This is a genomic window from Pseudoalteromonas sp. BZK2 (genome assembly GCF_014349195.1).
Lineage (GTDB): Bacteria > Pseudomonadota > Gammaproteobacteria > Enterobacterales > Alteromonadaceae > Pseudoalteromonas > Pseudoalteromonas simplex.
In genome coordinates this window covers 18,086-36,559 of the sequence record NZ_JACSOG010000039.1, presented here as the reverse complement: position 1 = coordinate 36,559, position 18,474 = coordinate 18,086, and the positions used below count along the sequence as shown (strand labels likewise).

The following is an 18,474-nucleotide window of genomic DNA, read 5'->3' as shown; positions in this document are numbered from 1 at the left end:
TGGTCTGATGGGTACTTTGTGTGTTCTGTAGGGAATGCAAGCGCAGAGACTATACGAAAATATATCCAAGAGCAGGGGTGACACCTATTCATCCCCGCGGCATCACTTTGTTCTGATCACGGGGTTTTCTCGGTGAGTTTAGATAAATCTAGAGTAAATTCCCCTTGCATAATTTTTTGGGCTTCCAGCTGATAGATTATGGGTACTATATTTCCATATTTTGGAAAACTAAATACCATCCACTTCTAATTGAGATAAGTTGTTTTATTTTTGCGATATGCGAGAGACTTTCCCAATTCCTAACTAGGAAGTAGTCAACTATCAAGAATATTCTTCAACGAACCATACAAATCATTAATGTCGATAGGCTTGGCGATGTGGGAAATGAAGCCTTGAGCTAAATAGCCATCTACATCTTGTTTCATAACATTTGCGGTTAGCGCTATTACAGGTAGGCTAGGTTTTAGCTCGCTAATAAGCCTCTGAGCTTCTGAACCATCCATGACAGGCATATGGATATCCATCAAAATTAAGTCATAAGTACCTTTTTCGACAGCATTCACTGCCAATTGGCCATTTTCTACTATTGTTAATTGAGCCTTTGTTGATTTCAGCATCGACTCTATCAATATTTTATTAATAGGGTTATCCTCTGCTATTAAAATTTTCTTATCGGCTAAATTGGGTGCTGATAGTGACTTTTGTGTTTTCGGTACCTTTACCATATCAACAGGCTTTAATGGCAGTTTAACTTCAACCTTCGTTCCAGCTCCCTCCGAGCTATTAATTTCAATATTACCATCCATCATCTTTATTAGACTTAAAGCGATAGACATACCAAGACCTGTACCACCATATTTCCTTGTTGTAGAAGTATCCGCCTGAGTAAATCTCTCAAATATTTTGGAAACAGCTTCTTGATTCATACCAATACCGCTATCTACCACTTTAACAAGAAGTGCGGACTGTTGACCTTCCCTATAACTACTAACGCTTATTTTTACGCCTCCTGCATTAGTAAATTTAACGGCATTGGAGACAAGGTTTAAGAGAACTTGTTTTACCCTAACCAAGTCACCCATCCAATAATCAATGAAGCTATCATCCTTTTCGATTAAAAATTCAATCCCCTTACTAATCACAAGTGTATCCATATCATACTTTACGGAATCTAAAACTTCTGATAATGAAAATTGCTCCTGCTCAAGAACCACATTATTAGATTCAATCTTTGAATAATCTAAAATGTCATTGATTATAGTTAATAAAGACTGGGCTGAAAAAGTAGCATTGTTGAGCACTAGCTTTAAATCAGATGGTAACTCAGCATCCTTAAGTAGCTGTAATCCACCTAGTATTGCATTCATTGGAGTTCGTATTTCATGACTCATATTAGCTAAAAAATCGCTTTTAGCTCTTGCGGCACTTTCAGCTGCCTCCTTAGCGCTTGATAAAATCTGCATGGCAAGGGTTTTATCAGTGACATCATAATTAACACCAACGACTTTTATTGCATTACCGGAACTATCTCTTAGCACTTCTGCACAAGCTTTTAAATTCCTAATATCACCATTTGGATGAACCACTCTAAATTCTGGTTCATACACCTCAACGCCCTCAATCACAGCCTCTAACTTTGACTTAATGCACTCGATGTCGTCGGGGTGAACACTGTTTATCCAAGTTTCTTTAGTACCTATTTCTTTTACACTGGCTTCTGTTGTTCCATAAAGCCTATACATCCACTTATCCCAGTCTAACTCTCCTGAAATTAAATCCCATTCCCAAACCCCAATCCCTGCGGAGTCATTAGCAAGTTGAAGCCTCAATGCCAAGCTCTCAGCTTTTTCTTTAGAAAGTTGTATCTGTGCTTCAGTTTCTTTTTGTGCCGACATATCTTGCACAATTGACCAAATAGAGGTTTCACCGTTGCTATCACTAATTTTTATGCCTGATAACAATACAGGATAAGTTACGCCTGATTTATGTATGTACTCTTTAAGATAAGGCCCATAACGACCAGTCTCATTTAACAACTCTAATTGCAAAAACTCTTGCTCTTCATACTCTTTAGGAGTGAGTTGCCAATAATCCATTTGATTCAGTTCATTGATACTGTAGCCTGTGATATCACTGAATGATTTGTTTGCAAATTCAAAACTACCGTCTTCAATTGAGTTTATAGCAATACCTATAGGTGCAAGATTAACGAACTTCTCAAACTTTTGCTTTTCTTCTAGATAAGCTAGCTCAAACTCGCTTTTCTTGATTGACGCTTCGTGTAACTCATTTTGGGTATTTACCAGCTCAGAGATATCTCGACCAATTGCTAGAATTAATTGTTTATCCCTAACTGACAATGCAGTTAATGAAACTAAGCATGGGAAAGTAGAGCCATCGAGTCTAGCATGGGTCCATTGGAATAGTTGTGGTCCATCTGACATTGTCTTCATAATATACTTGTTAGCCAGCTCATCTGAACAGTTACCGCAGGGTTGAAACTTAGGTGATAACTCTGATGGGCTTAAGTTTATAAAATTGTGGCAGCTTTCAACACCGTGCATATCGATAGCCGCTTGATTACACTCTATAAACTTACCTGTCTTCAAATCTATTATAGATAACGCATCACCCGAGACTTCAAATAACTTCTTATATTTATCACGCTCACTGGTAATTTGATCGAGCATATTTTTTAGCGTTTTATTTTCCGCCTCTAAATCAGATCTATTTGAAGCCACTTTGATTCCTGTTGTACTCATTGATAAGTTCAAAAACAGTATAGCCGTACGATGTAAATGTATAAAGCATAAGAGTTAAGTTGTAACTACATGCTATATTAAGTCGAACGACTGCAAAGACAGGTATGATGCTAGGCAAAAATTATGCAACACTCAAAACGCTTGGCTTGTAAAAAATATATTTAAGTATTTCCTGATTTTTTTTAAAAGTAAGGCGCTATAAATAAAACAAAAAGGTTAACTTCAACAACGATGCGCTCTATAATCATTTAGGGTGAAACTAAAATAAAAAACAACCCTTAAGTACCAAAATGAGTTATTGAAAATATGAGATTGAAAATATCCCAGGCAGCAGCAAGCATGTTTTACAGTGCCATTATGAATTTCTTCTTAATTCTGCCTGTACTAGGATTGACGGAATCTATTTTAAGCAATAATGAGCTGATGTATGTTACAACGCCAATGACAGCTCTTATATCTGCTACATGTTATTTAATGCTCCATCTCTTAAAAAATGCGAAGCTTAGTGAAAAAGCCCTAAAAGCCTTATTACCACTAACTCTAATTTTTTTCCTAGTTTTTACATTTCTTCAGCTTGCTTTTTGGCTGCATATGGATATAGCAATCCCCTTAGGCCCAATCGATAAAAGTCCATTCACTTTATCTCTAGCGCCAGTCTTTATGTTTGCTATTACTTCTGGGGTGTTTATCAAGCTAAAGTTTTCTAACGTAAGGAGTAATGAACTTAGAAGCATTCAAACTCTATCTCTCTTCATACTTACTTTAGGGTTAGTTGTTTGGTATCAAAGCTCTTTTTCTCTCATTAAAACAGAAGAAACGAATGCAAGAGAGAAAGTTAAGCTAATAGAAATAATGTTAAATAAGACACTTACAGATCAACAAAAATCTTTAAGCAGAATAATAGCAAGAGCCGAAAACTTAAATCCAACTGAGTTCAACAAATTAATTAAAACGGACACACACCATTACACTACAGACTACGAAATGGTAAAAGGGATCTTGGTCTTAGATGATAATCTCAAACTAGTTTACGGAAATGAATTTGCAGAAAATTTTTACTACACGGGTAAACTTGAAAAGCTAACAATAAAAAATTGGTTGTCAGAAAAATCAAAAGATATAAATTTTGCGGCCAACTCTCTAACTCTTAAAACAACAACGCCAGTTCTAATGTTTCATGCCATAACTAACCTTGATGGGGATAAAGTCAGGCACATCATTATGTTAGTTGACATGAATCTACTATTTGAAAAGAGTTACCTAGACTACCTAAGTAAATACGACACTTTTATTGAATTAACTCCAGAGTTATTTTTCTCTATCGACATTGAAAATAGCACAAAAGAAAAACTTCTGGATATCAAAGCGAAGTATAATCACTTCATTACCGATAAGATTACTATTAAGGAACTTATCACACACCGGGTATTTAGCTTTATCAGTAATTATCAAACAATCCATTTCAATACTGTTATTACTCAACTGACACTATGGCTTACGTTTTTATTTCTATTTGTAGTTATTTTAATAGCTGACGCATCAAGAGAATCCGCTTTAAGAGCTAAATTTGATGAAGTCACTGGCTTATTAAGATTGAACTCTCTTCGCGATGAATTACGAGCATTTAAAGGCATTGAGCAATTTTCAGTATTTATTTTGAAAATAGATTTATTTGAATCAATTATCAGCTCCTTAGGACATGAAGTTTGCGATGAAATTTTAAGAGTAGTTGCCTGTAGGGTCAAAGCAACCATGCGAGGTAACTTTGTTTTATCTAAAGGCTTTGGGGATTCATTTGTTATTTACTTATTTGAAAAACCGAGTGACAAGAACAGTGAATGTTTAACACAATTACTGAATGAAATATCTAGAACATATGAAGTCAATAATTTAAAAATTAATCTTACAGCTAGTGCAGGCTGCGTTAGTTATACCACTCCAACTGATATAGACATAAAACATAACCTCCATCAAGCTAATATAGCTTTGGCTCAAGCTATTCAAAGGGGTGGAAATCAACCCGTTTTATTCAAAGCAGCAATGGAAGATGAATACAAGGAGGCTGTTGACATAAGGAATGCTTTGTTTGGGGCTATTAAAGACAATCAGTTCTCTGTTTTTTATCAACCAATCCACAAGCTTGAGGACGAAAGCGTTGTTGGTGTTGAAGCCTTAATTCGCTGGGAGCACAATGATAAATGGATTTCACCTGCAAAATTCATACCTATCGCAGAAACAACCGAGCAAATAGTCCAGATAGGAGATTTAGTTTTACAGCGTGTAATTAGTGATATTAATCGCTCACCTGCACTTCAAAGAATCAAAGTTGCTGTAAACTTTTCAGCTAAACAAATTATTAAGCCTGATTTTCTGAACAACTTAATTGATCAAATAGCAAATAGCGCTGCTCAATTTAATAACTTTACAGTAGAGGTCACTGAATCATCTCTTCAGGATAAATCACTTGTAAGTCAAACTCTTCAGGCTGCTATGAACAAGGGAATTAACATTGCTATTGATGACTTTGGGACTGGTTACTCTAGCTTATCATCTCTTGCGAACCAGCCATCAAACATCATTAAAATTGATCGAGAATTCACCTTTGGCGCAGAGATACCTTCAAAAGAGCAACGCCTATTAGATACAATAATCAATGCCTGTATCGATTTAGATAAAGCTGTCGTAGTGGAAGGTGTCGAAGGTAGAGAGTTGATTAGTTATTTAAGAAAGTATAAAGAGATTAGGATCCAAGGATATTTTTATTCAAAGCCCTTACCTTTGGAAGAATTAATCGAATACATCCACAACCATAAAGTAAAAAAACTATAGGCAACAAGCCATTTATTTCAACAATTACAAATTTCACGTAATCTTAGTCACATAGCTTAATTTTAAAATTAAGCTTTCTCTCATTCTTTCATGAAGTGAGACCAACTAACGTAAAAATAAAACACGCCAATTAAATATCAATTTCCACTATTTTTATTCAAATTTAAATAAAAATCCGGCTTTATGCTGTTTTTAAGAGTTTAAGATTAATTCGACTTTAACGTTGAACATTAACTCTTAAGAGGTTTAAAAATGGAACTAACCAACCAATCAAGCATTGTTGAAGCACCAACAATCACTAAAAAAATGTCTACAGCTAAAAAAGCGACCATCGCACTGATGGTATTCTTTTTAGCTCTATTAATTTCACAAGGCGTAATGGCTGCGGCCCCAACTTCTGGTGACTTCCTATACGGAGTTTACAATGAAGTAGTTGGCTGGTTAACCGGCGCACCTGGCATCATCATTTCAATTTTCACATTTGGCTTTGCTGCTTTCCAAGGCATTATGAAGCAGAACTATGCTACTTGTGTGGGCGCATTCCTTATAGCACTGCTATTTGCAAATGCACAAGATGCTGTTGAGTACTTCCTAACGGCTTCAGTTGGAGTGCTTTAAACCATGGAAACGCCCAATCGCTACCGCTGCAAGACCCACATCAACCAACCGCTATTAATCTTGTTTGTATTTACTAAAGAACAAGTAATACCGTTGATGGCCGCAGTAGCGATTGGCATGGTGACCAAACAGACCTTTATCCTTGTATGCCTAGCCATGGCATACATTTATATCTCTCAAAAGGTTAAAGGCCGATTCCCTAAAGCCTATGTTAAACACAAGCTTTGGTCTTATGGGTTCATCTTAACCAATCAAAGCAAATCAATTGCAGATCCAGTTAAACGTACATACCACCGCTAAGGCAAGAAAATGCTTGATGATAAATCCGCTTCAGTTCGAAGCTTCAAATCGATGGTTGCATCTAACAACATAAGCCGAGTAGCTAACCTATTTTTATCCATTACAGTTGCTCTAAGCGCATTAACACTGTTTTTCAAAGACAGTGAAGTTGTTGTTATCCCAGAACAGAATTACTTTGGTGAGCTTACAATTCAAGGCGATAAAGCTAACCAGAATTACCAACAAGCATGGGCCTACAGCGTTTCTACTCTAATAGGCAACATTAACTCGCAAAACATCGATTTTGTAAAAAAGATAATGATGAAAATGTTATCTCCACAACTACAAGTTGAAATCGAGCCAATGCTAGATAAGCAAGCTGAAATGATAAAAATGCGTGATATACGACAAGTTTTTATTGCTGACGACCTAATTCATGAGCCTGAAACTGATTTAATCACCATTTGGGGCCAAAAAATCACTTTCATTGGTGGAGAACCCAAAGCAGATACGAAGTGGAGCTACGAATTTAAGATCACCGCAAGAAATGGAAGACCTAAAATCACCCACTTAGATCAATATCCGGGCACCCCAAGAAAGCGAAAACAAGCGATGGAAGCGCGTGGCGATGCTGAACCGGGAACGTTAGAGTCGCAACCTTACTATGACAGTGAACTGGAGATAGGGGTGCTAGAAGCTGCAAAAGATCTGAAAGTGAAAGAACAACAGGAGAGCAACTAGATGAAAATGAAATCAATACTTTTAGCCATTGGTTGTGCGTCTAGTACATTCACCTTCGCTAATGATGCAACTGAAAATCCAAGCGATACATTCAAGCTACCAACAGAGGTAGTAAATGAACAACCTATTCCGGTTACAAAGCAAGCTATATTCGAAGCGGCAAAAAACGGCATTAAATTAGATAGTCGAAGCGAGCCTGTAATGAAAACAGTCTCCCCTCAAGATGAAATCAATCAAATTGCCGATAACGTAAAACCAAACGGAATGATGAATGAAGCTGACTTTAACCAATACCAGCAGCCACAAACTGCACAGTCAATTCGCTCAGGTAATGGGTACTCATTCCTAGATATCGTTAAATCAAAATATAAGCCAACCCAAAACCTTAGCAATCTTGAACCGGGCGCTAATATCGCTGTACCTGTAGCTGTCGGCTTGACGAATCCAATCATAACTAATTTTAAGATGGTTGCTGCTAGAACCCACGACGAAGAATCAGTCATTGAATTAGAAGATGGCCGTTTATACATCACTTTAAACTCACTTAAGCCTGTTGCTTTAATGTTGTTTGAAGAAGGTGTTCCAGAGTCAATGATTAATCTTACATTGGTACCAATGGAAGCGATGCCGGTTGTTGTAAATGTCGATGTGAATCTTTCAAAAACGATGCAATACAAAGGCGCAAATCACAGAGCGGAAATAAAAGAGCAAGAAGCATTAGCTGAAGCGTCTTTAACTGAAGGCCACGTCGCAAATGTTGAAACAGATCGAGTAGCGCGTATTAAGCAAATTCTAAAACCTGTTGGTAAAGGTGAAATACCACAAGGTTTCTCACTTTCTCATGATGTATCAAAAGCGATGCATCAACCTTGCGGCTTAACCATTAGTCAGCAAGTACTACAGCGAATTGTCGGTCCAAGAGAAGTTGTTGATGTAGTCAGAGTCCAAAATACAACTACACGCCCCTATACAATTCGTGAACAAATGTGCGAGTCACGTGATGTTATGGCCGTTGCTATTTACAACAAATCACTACTTCAACCTGGCGAAGCAACAGAAGTTTATATCCTGCGAGACAAATTGCGCCAAAGCATTGTTAACACTAACTCTAAACGTCCTCGTGTAATCAACTAAGGCTGGTGGAAATGAGCATTAAAAAACAATGGGAAAATCCCAAAGTTAGAAAGTTTGCAGCAATACTGGTGATTATTCCTATTGCGTTCTTTGGTTATAAGTCGATGTCTTCGAGTGATAATAAAACCAGTCTGCAGGACAGAATTGCAGCAAGACAAGCTGAAGACCGCCTTGACGGAAAGGGTAAAGTACGCGGGCTATTTGATTCAGAAAGCATTGCTAACATCGATAAAAACGAATTCGACGAAATCTATGACAAGTCTGTAGACTCAATTCGCAGAAAAGAGCGTGAGGTATATACAGAAAAAGAGCGTGTACTTGAGATGGTTCAGCAACAGCAGCAAAGCATCGATGACCTGACGCTAAAATTGAAAGATTACGAGCGCCAACTGGAAGTGCGCGATAGAGCATATGCAAATACCCAACATAATAGACAATCAAATGGTGGCTCACGCTCAAATTATAACACTTCATACTCTGGTGCAGAGCAAGGGCAACAAGCTATAGCTGATGCACCACAACAGTATGATGAGAGGGTCTTTGACAGAACCCCTACTCAGCTTGTTACTGCAAAACCACAAATCGAAGGCCGTGTTATTAGAACTATCACCCAACGCAGCGTTCGAAGCATTAAGAGTTCGGGTGTTGTTGAAGAAAAACAGCAAAAAGATTTGTTGATCACACAACAAAGTCTAAAACCTGAAAAAGAGGTCCAAAAGAAAAGCGATCCAAATGAAGGTGGACTAATTGATTCTGACGAAGGCGTTGTTTATTTGCCTGCAGGCTCATTCTTCTCTGGTGTTTTACTTACTGGTTTGGATGCTCCAACACAGCTTGCAGCCAAATCTTCTCCTATGCCGGTTGTTATCCGAGTTAAAAAAGAAGCTATCTTGCCTAACCATTTCACTTTAGATATTCGCGAGTGTCACGTTATTGGCCAAGCAATCGGGGATTTATCAAGCGAAAGAGCGCATATCCGCGCACAATCAATTACATGTGTGCGTAATGACGGTAAGAGTGTTGAAAGCGCGATTCAAGCGAATGCAGTTTCTGACTTTGATGGCAAACTTGGTATAGCAGGCAGGCTTGTAAGCAAAAATGGTAACCTCTTAGCAGGCTCTATGGCAGCTGGATTTATGAGTGGCATTTCTGAAGCTGTTGCACCTCAACGAACTACATCAATCAATACGTCAGGTGGTGATAGAGCGGTATGGGAATCAGTAGACTTAGGCTCCGTTGCTTCCGCTGGTGTGTTCCAAGGCTCAGCTGATGCTATGGATAGACTAGCTGAATACTACATCGCTTTAGCAGAACAGATTCACCCAGTAATTGAGATATCACCGGGACGTTCAATTACATTCGCTGTGCTATCTGGCACTAAACTCAAATTAGGTGATTAAACAATGAATGACTATATAAGAATGATTCTTATAAGCCTAGTAATGTCAGCCTTAGCATTTTTTGCTGGTGTATCTTACACAAAAGCAGTAAGCGAAAAATCGATGATTGAAGTAACTGATTTAATTGCAGGTTATGCGAAAGTTCAAACGTTTAATCCAGAAGAAATTTCAAAGCGCATTACATCGGAAGGAGCAACACCTGCAGAGCTGGCATCTTATATCGAGCGCTATATTAAACTCCACCAGCTCAAAGGGGTGATGCTAATTGATGAAAGCTATGTAGTTGCAAAGCCTAATTTCTCATCATCTGCAACGCTTACTATGGGCGAACTTAATCAGCTAAGCGAGAAGTACAATATTAAAACTGAAATTGATTATGATTCACTACTAAATGAGTTCAATAAAGCAGTTGAAAGCGCTAAGAATTAAAACACTTTAGATCCCAACTAAAAACCGCCTTTTGAAGTGAAGGCGGTTTTTTTTAGCTCTGCTCAGTTCTTGATATCGATTGAGTTTTATTTAATATAAAAACTAACCCAAGAATCATAACGTTAAGATTTTCTCATTATTTGCTGGTTGGATATTCAACCCATTTAAAGTTTTTCTTTATATAAACCTTTTCATCTCCAGACAAAGTTACGGGTCTTGTTATAACAAGCTGATGTTTCCCAAAGGCTTTTTTTGTGACCCCCTTTGGAATTTCGATCATCTTTGCTGGGACTTCAAATGTGATGGCTTTATTCCACTTAAAAGGATTTAAAACGCCTTGCAAAAAATCAAAAGTATCTTTAGGGGTATCTAAGAAAACCCAAATTGCATCTTTATCATGATCAATTTTTCGAAGAAATTTTTTTGGTAGCAGATATTGAATTGGACCATCTTTTTTTACATCATGTGGAAACAGTATTTTATTATTTATGATGGCATCAATGCTTTTTGTAGAGCCCTTGTGAGACACAATGACTTTACTGTTTAACTTCAAGTGCTCTTTTAGTTCTATATTATCCCTGTCGCTACCACAATCTATAGCTCTATAAAGACAATATAGGAATGCCACAGAAACAGCTCCAAAGGAAAGCCATTCTATCACTTGAAATGAAGTATTCAGAAAAGAAAGAAAATAAATCAATAAAAAATATATTATTGATACAAGTGTTGAAAATAAAATCTTAAACATACTCACGTGGTTCTTAAAAATCTTTTTGTATTTAAGGTTTTACAGCATTGCTAGTGAATATCAACTGCCAACTATAAACAGCCTCTCTTGCAGGCTGTTTTTTTGAACAACACTCAGTTCTTGATATCGATTGAGTTTTATAGAATATAAAAATCAACCCAAGCAGCCTAATGTTTTGAATTCACCTTAAGTATTCATTGACCGCGAGAGCAATGCAAAAACACAGCGTGATGGCCTACTTCGATTGTGCATAAGTAATTATGAATTTCACTTATGCACAAATTCTGTGGAAAATGCTATTTAGCTCTCTAAAATCATTGCCATACAATAGTCAAATAAACATTGTAATTTTTATAAATTCACCCTACTCCACCAGCACTATAAAAAGTGATTATTTCTCTCAAAAATGCCCGATTATAAATAACGCTTAACCTAGTTGTTAAGTTATTAATTTCTGGATTTATTTCGATGGATTCTCATACAAAATTACACCCGAAAGTAAAAAGCGCAATTACTAGTATCAAACAAAAAATTATTGAGGGCTGGTCTGTAGCAATCGGTTTGTCTGGCAAAGACTCATTTGTAACAACACACTGTGCAATTGAAGCATTAAAACAGGCTATTGATGAAGGCTATAAGGTGTCACCTATGTCGATTTACACTATCGATACTAGTATCGATAACTTTGAGATTATGGATTTCATGCTTGACGTTCACCAATCCATTGACGATTACGCCAACTCTCATCAGTTGCCAATTCAAACAGAAGTTCTTAAACCCCACCTAATGACAAGACCCATGGTTCAATACCTAGGTCGAGGGCTATTACTTAGAACAGCTCAAAACCAAAACAACGGTAGGCAATGCACTTCTGTTTGGAAAATAAAAGTGCTTGAAGACCACTTACGTAGACTTGAAAATTCTCTTGGCACATCAAAAGTATTGTCAATATCAGGTGTACGTGATTCAGAAAGTTCAATTAGGGCTATAAACATTAAAAAGCGTGGTGAGAGTATCGATGTCGTAACAAAAACATGTATAGGATATAAGCTAGCTCCCATCAAAGATTGGTCTCTCAGCGATGTCTGGTCTCTAATATCATTTATTGAAGACGGCGAAATTGAGTCTTTTGGTGAAGATGTTGTCACCGACTTAAGAAAACATTATGCAGCTGGCAATTATGGTGTTTGTGATTTGCTTGCGGGTTCTTCAGCTGGGCAATCTAAACCTTGTAGCGCCCGTTTTGGCTGCACTCTCTGCGCAATAGTCCCCAAAGATAACAGCCTTATTAACCAGATTGAAACCAATGAAGAAAAATATGGATACATGAGAGGCGTAGCAGAGCTAAGAAATTTTATGCTCCACAGCTTAAATGACTTCAACTTATCCCGTAACTCTGTAGGTAAACAGATTGATAAGGATGGTAACGTAAAATTAAAGTACAACGATTACTCTATTGAGTTCCGTCAATCGCTATTACGTATGGCGCTCACACTGGATGCAATTGAACAAGAACGTACTGACAACCCTAAATTCCAGTTAGTCGACTATTCAACACTTATAGCCATACAGTGGAACTGGGCAATCGAAGGTGGGGAAGGTTCATTCGGATCAGCTATTAAGATTTGGCATGATGTGCACACAAATGGCGAACGCTACCCAATACCATGTATTGAAATGACGCCAGCAAAAAAGAATCTTACCGCTAGATATGTCAGCATCAGCAAATTACTTGAATCTGAAAACCCTAAAGGTTTAGAGATGACCAGCGAAGAGAAATCGAAGTACCAACCTCACGCGATCTACTCTGATGAAGGTGTCATTCATACAATGCCATATTTTACTTCTGATAAAACTCAAGTAGTTGAAGGAATGGGCTGGGAATACATTGAATGTATTTACACTCATTACGAGAGTGAAGGGCTAACAAAAGATGATAGTGTATGCCCTACAGCCATAATTAAAGACTTAATGCAGCGCGGCATAGTCACTGTTCAAAGCAGCAATTTAAATAGATTAAATGAGAGAGTTAAACGCGCTCAAGCAATTAATGCTATTAAAGCCAGAGGGGGAGACATAGAAAGCTATTTGTTGCTTAATTCTTCGGATACCCCAATTAAACATGAAATAGAGGAATCATTTCAATCTGAGCTATTCTAATCAATAAACTTAATAGCGCCTTGATAGAGACTCTACTACTTCCATATTTATTTTTTCAGCCAAATTGAATAAAGTAAATAGTGTTAGTATCAACATAATTCTTTTCACTTAGACTCTATTCATATGATTAACTCTGATTTGATTTCATTTTACGCAATTGTATATTGGCTTTTTATCACTTTGTTTACGCTGGCAGATTTGAAATACCGTGATCGGGTCATAGAGATACAGCGCTTTCTTTTTTCAACTATTGGTAAATTAGGTATATTGTTAATTTTGATTTTAGCTGTATGCTTCTGTTTTACAGCTAAAGGTCTATTGATTGGTAAGAGTTTAGTAGTTGGTGCTTGTGCGGTTTGGGTTTACCGTCTTCTTTGGACACCCGAACAGATTGGTTTCAAAATTAACGATATTAAAGTTTCGTTTTATAGTACTCATGTAGCAAGCTTACATATTGGCTCAAAACTTCGAGAAGAGGCTTGTGAAAAAGTAGCCTATCAACTACGAAATAATGGGGTTGAAGTGCTAATTTTAAAAAGTAATCTTTTAGCCAGAAGTCATCGCCACCATTTTCGTTTAATAAAACGACTAAATGAAATTTGTTATAAGAATCAATGGACAATGGATTTGGGAAATGAAGAAAAGTTAGGACCGTTTAAAAAATTGATGATAGCACTTTCTATTTTAAAGACTCATAAATTATCAAAAAAAAGTCATCACACAATAAACTCTATTTCAGCTACCGAGGGGATAGTAACAATAAAGTTCCTTCGAGATGTCTAATTATTGGGGAAGAAAACAGTGCACAGTTACAATCTAAGTTTCAGGTGGTATTTAAATAATTATCGAACGTCATAGCTGTCTTAAACGAGTCCAGCATCACCAATTAATTTTACACTACAATTTTAGAGTTCATTTAATTTGGTATGTAGGAATATCATGATAATCAGGTGTTATATGACTTTTGGATGAATCATAAATAGTGAAAATATTCGTAAGGATAGCATGGGAAAATATAGTCAAAGTATTTCGAAACGGTTTGAGCACACTAAAATCAATGCGGGTTATTGCTTAATCTGTGGCGAGTACAGGAAATTATCGGTTGACCACGTGCCCCCTAAAGGGGCAATTACAATTACAAAGGTTGAACAGCGCCATATTTCTGAACTTACAGGGGCGGATGCTTCTCGGATAAAAGGTGTCCCTTCTCCTAACGGTAGTAAATTTAAAACAATCTGCCATGAATGTAATAATCGACACATAGGTTGGTGTGATGGTGAGGTTGCGAATGTTTGTAAATTTTTAACTACACAAATCAAAGATTACTTTTTTTACGCAAATAATGTGAGCACATTAATATTTTCCAAAGTTGATGCTGTTAAATTTGCAAGAGCAATGGTCGGTCATATTTTATCGGCAACATCGGTTGAAGAGTGCAAAATAGTTCAAGGCAATTCAGAGTACCTTGACCCATTAAAGAGTTTTGTCCTAGGGAATGATAAAGCATTACAAAATAGTCATGACATATATTATTGGTTTTACCCCTTCAATAAACACCTGAGTGCTAAATGTGTATCCTTTTACAATAATGGGCATATTGCCCCTGTAAGTTTATTAAGCTTTTTCCCCATTGCATTTATGGTTACAAAGAAAAATGAAGGTATTTATCCCTCGCATTCAAACAAACTTTCACTGACCGATAAAGCACTGGTTTTAGATTTATCATCACGAGGTTTTGAGTATGCAGAATTCCCATTTCATGGATTGAAAGGTAATCAGATGATGGCTTATACAGAGTTTCAAACGATTGTTAGTTACCCGATTGGACAATAATAGGTGATAATATATGACTAATTTAGCATTATTATGAGTTCTAGAGCGGATTGAATTACAAAATAAATTTCATTTAGATAACTTTAAAGCGGAATGTATTAGCATACGCGCAGGTAAAGTTAGCCGGTCTGATATAAACTCTCTGACGAAGCTAAATATGTGGAGATGGGCAATCCACAATCTTATTTGTTGGCTGCTTACGGTAGAAATAAAGATTATTTCATTAGCTGAATAAGTCTTAACTTTATCTGTCAGATTTGATTTTTAGAGTCTAATCAAATCTGACTGTGAAGAGCTGTTTTGTGCCAACAGCGGAAGTTTCACGCCTAAAGTAGCGAAGCATTTATGTGTACGCTGCCTTTTCTTGTTAGCTGTTACTTGCAAGAACTAGGTTATCTATATGTACAAATATCCTGCCAATTCCGTCACTAATGGGAGTGGCAAGCGTAACTTCTACCATATCATCAACTATATTAAGGTTTGTCGCTAGAACTAGGGTGTCTGCTACCATTACGTATGCGGACTTGTCATCTAGGCTATTTACTGCATTTCTGAATGTGCTCATCTTACTCTCCTTAATTATTACACCTTCCAAGTGAGGCTTTACATACTTTCACTTTCTTCGTGTCTCCTGCCGCTGACGTCATGCAAGAGTCATAGGTACTTAGGCATGAATCTGCTTTAGCTTGTTGGAAAGCATCAGCAACATTGGCAAGAGCTTTTTTATCCAATTTGACTGCTGCCTTAACAGCTTCAGCTTTCGCTTTTTCAGCTTCTGCCTTAGTTTTGTCTGTAGTGATCATCGCCGTAATCTGGTCGATGATCTTATCTTGACCACTTTTAAATGCTGCATCGTCGATCCAGCCATTCGCTCTAGCTTTACAATTACTTGATATAAACTCTCTAGCCAATAACACAATTTGTGTTCGCCCTGCCAACTCAAGAGCAGTTGTTGAAGCATCTGAGTTGCCTTTTAAGCCTAATGAATTAGACACGCTTCCCGAAGTGCTATCGTCACCAATAGTTGTCGATGTATCCACTGATTGTGTGTTTGATGCATCCAAAGCCAATTTTAATGCGTTAGACATTGCAACATCAGGTACAGGCTCAGAACACACTATATAATCAGCATCTTTTTTTCGGATATCGATGGTTCGAAGATTTGCTGGTATAGAGTACAAATCTCCTTTTTCACCAATTGCATCTGAAGATATATGTTGTGGTTTTTGAGGGGATAATACTGAACAGCCTGATAAAGTTATAATGCCAAGTAACATGACTAACTTCTTCATTTAACTTCTCCTTAAGTGAAATGCTCTAATGCAATGAACAGCCCAGTCTTAACTAAGCTCTTATCACAATGCGTTAAATCCGTTGTCCGTTTCTACAACTAACGCTTATTATATAAGCAGCTCAGTAATGTCGGACTAGACAGTCAATTCAAAGCTAGCATAAATATCTGTTAATTCAAGCCGTACAAAAATAGGCAGAAAAGTAAATCTGCCCAGAGAGATTAAGAAGAGTTTAAAAAAGATTTTTACTTTCAAGTTATCACTAAGCGCAGAGTCGGCTTTATGAAGGCATGTTTTAAAGAATAAACATGGTGAACATCTCAAAATCGCTCATGTCTGCCTGTCAGATTAAGTCCAAACTTATCCATCGAAACTGTAAGATCAGATATGAGCTATTTCACATTAGCTTTCGATTTACTTTATTTACAGTCCTTCTATAATAAAAAGTCACTTAATTTAAAGGTCATACAATGGATTGTAACAATACCCTAGCAAATCTTAGCAAACAGTTAAAAAGTAGTAACCATGCAGTAGTAATAGAATTACAAGATGGCTTTAGTTTTAAACATCAAGGCGTTTATAACTTTGAACGATTTATAAACTTTTTTGACTGGACGATCAAAGACAAACGCGTTTTAATTGATATGACACACTGCTACGGTGCTAACTATCAAGCGCTATCTCTAATAGTACTTTATGCATGGAAACTTAAATCACAACGGTGCACAGTTACTTTTAAAGAATCGGAAGCAACACAAGGTGCGAGTGAAATGTTTCGAAGCCTTGGAGGGCGTGGAACATTTACAGTAATGATGCATGAGCATTTAAACTTTAAAGGCAGTAATTATAAACCCTTATTTGCACTCAGAAATAATACTGATTTTAAAAAAATCATAGAATCAGCTGAGTCATATACTGATGACTTCAATGTCGAGTTTACCAAAACATTAAGATATGTTTTAAGTGAGCTTTTATATAACACTCGTGAACATGGACAAGCTCATTATCAGTATGGAAAAAAAACCTGTACCTTACCTTCGTTATGTCAATTTTCTTGGTACAAGAATAAAAGCGAGGTTTCATTTATCATTGCTGATAACGGTGTTGGTATCAAAGCTCATTTGGAACAAGCTTACCCAGGACAAGAGAATCATGCTGAGGCAATTTTAAAAGCCATGAAACCAAAGGTATCAGGTACATTTGGCACTAACGACCCTTACCGAGACAAAAACAATGCTGGGATAGGATTGTTTTTGTCTACAAATATCATTCGCCGTTTAAATGCTGAAATGCATATCATATCTGGTGATGCCGTAGTTCACATTTCCCCCCGAGACATTACTTCCAAAAAATTAAATGCATTTTGGCCTGGTACATTTGTCCTTGTAACCATAAAAGTTGAAAGTGGGACGGCTGAACATTCATTGGAGGAAATGCTTCGTGGTTTTCGTGAAGAAGCCTTACAAGAGCAAAATAAGGCTGATACCAATGAGCAAAATGAGCAGCTTTATGTAAATATATCTAATTACTTTGGTTTCTTTGCCGAAGATAAAGAAGCAGCCATAAGCTTTAAAGAAACTAAAATATTTCCTGCTTTAGACAGCGGTAAGAAAATTCTTTTAGATTTTAAAGGAATAGAAAGTTCTCCACACAGCTTCTTGAGTGCTTTATTAGCATCACCAATCAAATCGGTTGGCATGCGAGCGTATAAAGTATTCAAAATAGTTAATGCAACAGCAGATATTAGAGAGACTGTCGATTTTATTTTGGATGAAAATACAGAATGAATAATAAGTACAGTTAAAACCATTACCATTGAACTACATAGAGTACATTTCAATTTATGCTGTTTAGTTCATCTCTAGTTGGAAAATCTGAACTAGAGATGATCGAAGCATTTTCACTCGCGGCTACAACTTCAATAGCCACAATGACACCTTTTGTTTCCGTTTCCAAAGATGCTAGACAATTTGGGGTGGGACAGTTATTTAAAACTGATATACCTACGAATTATTACCTCTGGAGCTATGCTCATGCCAGCGCTTCATTTGTTTTTATATTCTTAATTGGGCTTGGCTTAAGAAATCGCTTCAGAATTTAAATTGGTTAGAGTGTTAGATGATTAATTGGCGGAAGAATTATAGCACTTCTATCCAAAAGGAAAGGTATCCAATACAAATATTAAAGCTAACGACTAATATAGCCCTTAGTACTTCAGGTAAGGTAGCTAGATACGGATGCAAGTATGG

16 protein-coding genes are annotated in these 18,474 nt (G+C 36.9%); 12 read left to right on the top strand and 4 right to left on the bottom strand.

Going from position 1 to position 18,474, the window contains the following annotated elements:
- Positions 1-81 (top strand): transposase (locus BIZ38_RS22040; protein WP_187490986.1); only part of this gene is annotated, 81 nt, incomplete at its 5' end.
- 233 nt (positions 82-314) lie between these two features.
- Here BIZ38_RS22040 and BIZ38_RS18535 read toward each other — a convergent pair.
- Entirely contained in the window at positions 315-2,762 is a 2,448-nt protein-coding gene (locus BIZ38_RS18535) for a PAS domain-containing hybrid sensor histidine kinase/response regulator (RefSeq protein WP_222938079.1), read from the bottom strand.
- A gap of 306 nt (positions 2,763-3,068) precedes the next feature.
- Between BIZ38_RS18535 and BIZ38_RS18530 the strand changes: the two genes are divergently transcribed.
- From BIZ38_RS18530 to BIZ38_RS18500, 7 genes are all read left to right on the top strand, one after another.
- Positions 3,069-5,591, top strand: a complete 2,523-nt coding sequence (locus tag BIZ38_RS18530) for a putative bifunctional diguanylate cyclase/phosphodiesterase (protein WP_262387627.1) — start codon at positions 3,069-3,071, stop codon at positions 5,589-5,591.
- A 252-nt stretch (positions 5,592-5,843) separates the two neighbouring features.
- On the top strand, positions 5,844-6,209 hold the full coding sequence (locus BIZ38_RS18525; RefSeq protein ID WP_036973921.1) for a hypothetical protein: 366 nt from the start codon (positions 5,844-5,846) through the stop codon (positions 6,207-6,209).
- A gap of 3 nt (positions 6,210-6,212) precedes the next feature.
- On the top strand, positions 6,213-6,509 hold the full coding sequence (locus BIZ38_RS18520) for a type IV conjugative transfer system protein TraL (protein WP_036973922.1): 297 nt from the start codon (positions 6,213-6,215) through the stop codon (positions 6,507-6,509).
- Between the two features lie 9 nt (positions 6,510-6,518).
- Complete coding sequence (locus BIZ38_RS18515) at positions 6,519-7,229, top strand: TraE/TraK family type IV conjugative transfer system protein (RefSeq protein WP_118845377.1); 711 nt, start codon at positions 6,519-6,521, stop codon at positions 7,227-7,229.
- The gene (locus tag BIZ38_RS18510; RefSeq protein WP_187490982.1) at positions 7,230-8,363 is read left to right on the top strand and encodes a type-F conjugative transfer system secretin TraK; all 1,134 of its coding nucleotides are present in this window, start codon (positions 7,230-7,232) and stop codon (positions 8,361-8,363) included. It abuts the gene before it with no gap.
- A gap of 11 nt (positions 8,364-8,374) precedes the next feature.
- On the top strand, positions 8,375-9,763 hold the full coding sequence (locus BIZ38_RS18505) for a TraB/VirB10 family protein (protein WP_138534003.1): 1,389 nt from the start codon (positions 8,375-8,377) through the stop codon (positions 9,761-9,763).
- Between the two features lie 3 nt (positions 9,764-9,766).
- Entirely contained in the window at positions 9,767-10,192 is a 426-nt protein-coding gene (locus tag BIZ38_RS18500) for a hypothetical protein (protein WP_187490981.1), read from the top strand.
- Positions 10,193-10,328: 136 nt separating this feature from the next.
- Here BIZ38_RS18500 and BIZ38_RS18495 read toward each other — a convergent pair whose 3' ends face one another.
- Entirely contained in the window at positions 10,329-10,940 is a 612-nt protein-coding gene (locus tag BIZ38_RS18495; RefSeq protein ID WP_187490980.1) for a hypothetical protein, read from the bottom strand.
- A 468-nt stretch (positions 10,941-11,408) separates the two neighbouring features.
- Here BIZ38_RS18495 and BIZ38_RS18490 point away from each other — a divergent pair, with 468 nt between their 5' ends.
- From BIZ38_RS18490 to BIZ38_RS18480, 3 genes are all read left to right on the top strand, one after another.
- Complete coding sequence (locus tag BIZ38_RS18490) at positions 11,409-13,100, top strand: phosphoadenosine phosphosulfate reductase family protein (protein ID WP_187490979.1); 1,692 nt, start codon at positions 11,409-11,411, stop codon at positions 13,098-13,100.
- 123 nt (positions 13,101-13,223) lie between these two features.
- Positions 13,224-13,883, top strand: a complete 660-nt coding sequence (locus tag BIZ38_RS18485) for a hypothetical protein (RefSeq protein WP_187490978.1) — start codon at positions 13,224-13,226, stop codon at positions 13,881-13,883.
- Between the two features lie 222 nt (positions 13,884-14,105).
- Positions 14,106-14,933 (top strand): metal-binding protein, encoded by an 828-nt coding sequence (locus BIZ38_RS18480; protein ID WP_187490977.1) that lies wholly within the window; start codon positions 14,106-14,108, stop codon positions 14,931-14,933.
- Positions 14,934-15,300: 367 nt separating this feature from the next.
- Here the strand turns inward: BIZ38_RS18480 and BIZ38_RS18475 are convergent, their stop codons facing one another.
- Positions 15,301-15,498 carry a hypothetical protein gene (locus BIZ38_RS18475; RefSeq protein ID WP_187490976.1) on the bottom strand — a complete coding sequence of 66 codons (198 nt, stop codon included), beginning with the start codon at positions 15,496-15,498 and terminating at the stop codon, positions 15,301-15,303.
- A 10-nt stretch (positions 15,499-15,508) separates the two neighbouring features.
- Positions 15,509-16,225 carry a hypothetical protein gene (locus tag BIZ38_RS18470; protein ID WP_187490975.1) on the bottom strand — a complete coding sequence of 239 codons (717 nt, stop codon included), beginning with the start codon at positions 16,223-16,225 and terminating at the stop codon, positions 15,509-15,511.
- A gap of 470 nt (positions 16,226-16,695) precedes the next feature.
- Here BIZ38_RS18470 and BIZ38_RS18465 point away from each other — a divergent pair, with 470 nt between their 5' ends.
- Positions 16,696-18,012: an STAS-like domain-containing protein gene (locus BIZ38_RS18465; RefSeq protein ID WP_187490974.1), complete on the top strand. Its 1,317-nt coding sequence runs from the start codon at positions 16,696-16,698 to the stop codon at positions 18,010-18,012.
- The last annotated feature ends 462 nt before the right edge of the window (positions 18,013-18,474 follow it).

Coding starts and splice junctions, on each gene's coding strand:
- BIZ38_RS18495 (WP_187490980.1), bottom strand. CDS start 10,940: ATGTTTAAGATTTTATTTTCAACACTTGTATCAATAATATATTTTTTA.
- BIZ38_RS18470 (WP_187490975.1), bottom strand. CDS start 16,225: ATGAAGAAGTTAGTCATGTTACTTGGCATTATAACTTTATCAGGCTGT.
- BIZ38_RS18465 (WP_187490974.1), top strand. CDS start 16,696: ATGGATTGTAACAATACCCTAGCAAATCTTAGCAAACAGTTAAAAAGT.
- BIZ38_RS18480 (WP_187490977.1), top strand. CDS start 14,106: ATGGGAAAATATAGTCAAAGTATTTCGAAACGGTTTGAGCACACTAAA.
- BIZ38_RS18485 (WP_187490978.1), top strand. CDS start 13,224: ATGATTAACTCTGATTTGATTTCATTTTACGCAATTGTATATTGGCTT.
- BIZ38_RS18520 (WP_036973922.1), top strand. CDS start 6,213: ATGGAAACGCCCAATCGCTACCGCTGCAAGACCCACATCAACCAACCG.
- BIZ38_RS18500 (WP_187490981.1), top strand. CDS start 9,767: ATGAATGACTATATAAGAATGATTCTTATAAGCCTAGTAATGTCAGCC.
- BIZ38_RS18525 (WP_036973921.1), top strand. CDS start 5,844: ATGGAACTAACCAACCAATCAAGCATTGTTGAAGCACCAACAATCACT.
- BIZ38_RS18515 (WP_118845377.1), top strand. CDS start 6,519: ATGCTTGATGATAAATCCGCTTCAGTTCGAAGCTTCAAATCGATGGTT.
- BIZ38_RS18475 (WP_187490976.1), bottom strand. CDS start 15,498: ATGAGCACATTCAGAAATGCAGTAAATAGCCTAGATGACAAGTCCGCA.
- BIZ38_RS18505 (WP_138534003.1), top strand. CDS start 8,375: ATGAGCATTAAAAAACAATGGGAAAATCCCAAAGTTAGAAAGTTTGCA.
- BIZ38_RS18510 (WP_187490982.1), top strand. CDS start 7,230: ATGAAAATGAAATCAATACTTTTAGCCATTGGTTGTGCGTCTAGTACA.
- BIZ38_RS18530 (WP_262387627.1), top strand. CDS start 3,069: ATGAGATTGAAAATATCCCAGGCAGCAGCAAGCATGTTTTACAGTGCC.
- BIZ38_RS18535 (WP_222938079.1), bottom strand. CDS start 2,762: ATGAGTACAACAGGAATCAAAGTGGCTTCAAATAGATCTGATTTAGAG.
- BIZ38_RS18490 (WP_187490979.1), top strand. CDS start 11,409: ATGGATTCTCATACAAAATTACACCCGAAAGTAAAAAGCGCAATTACT.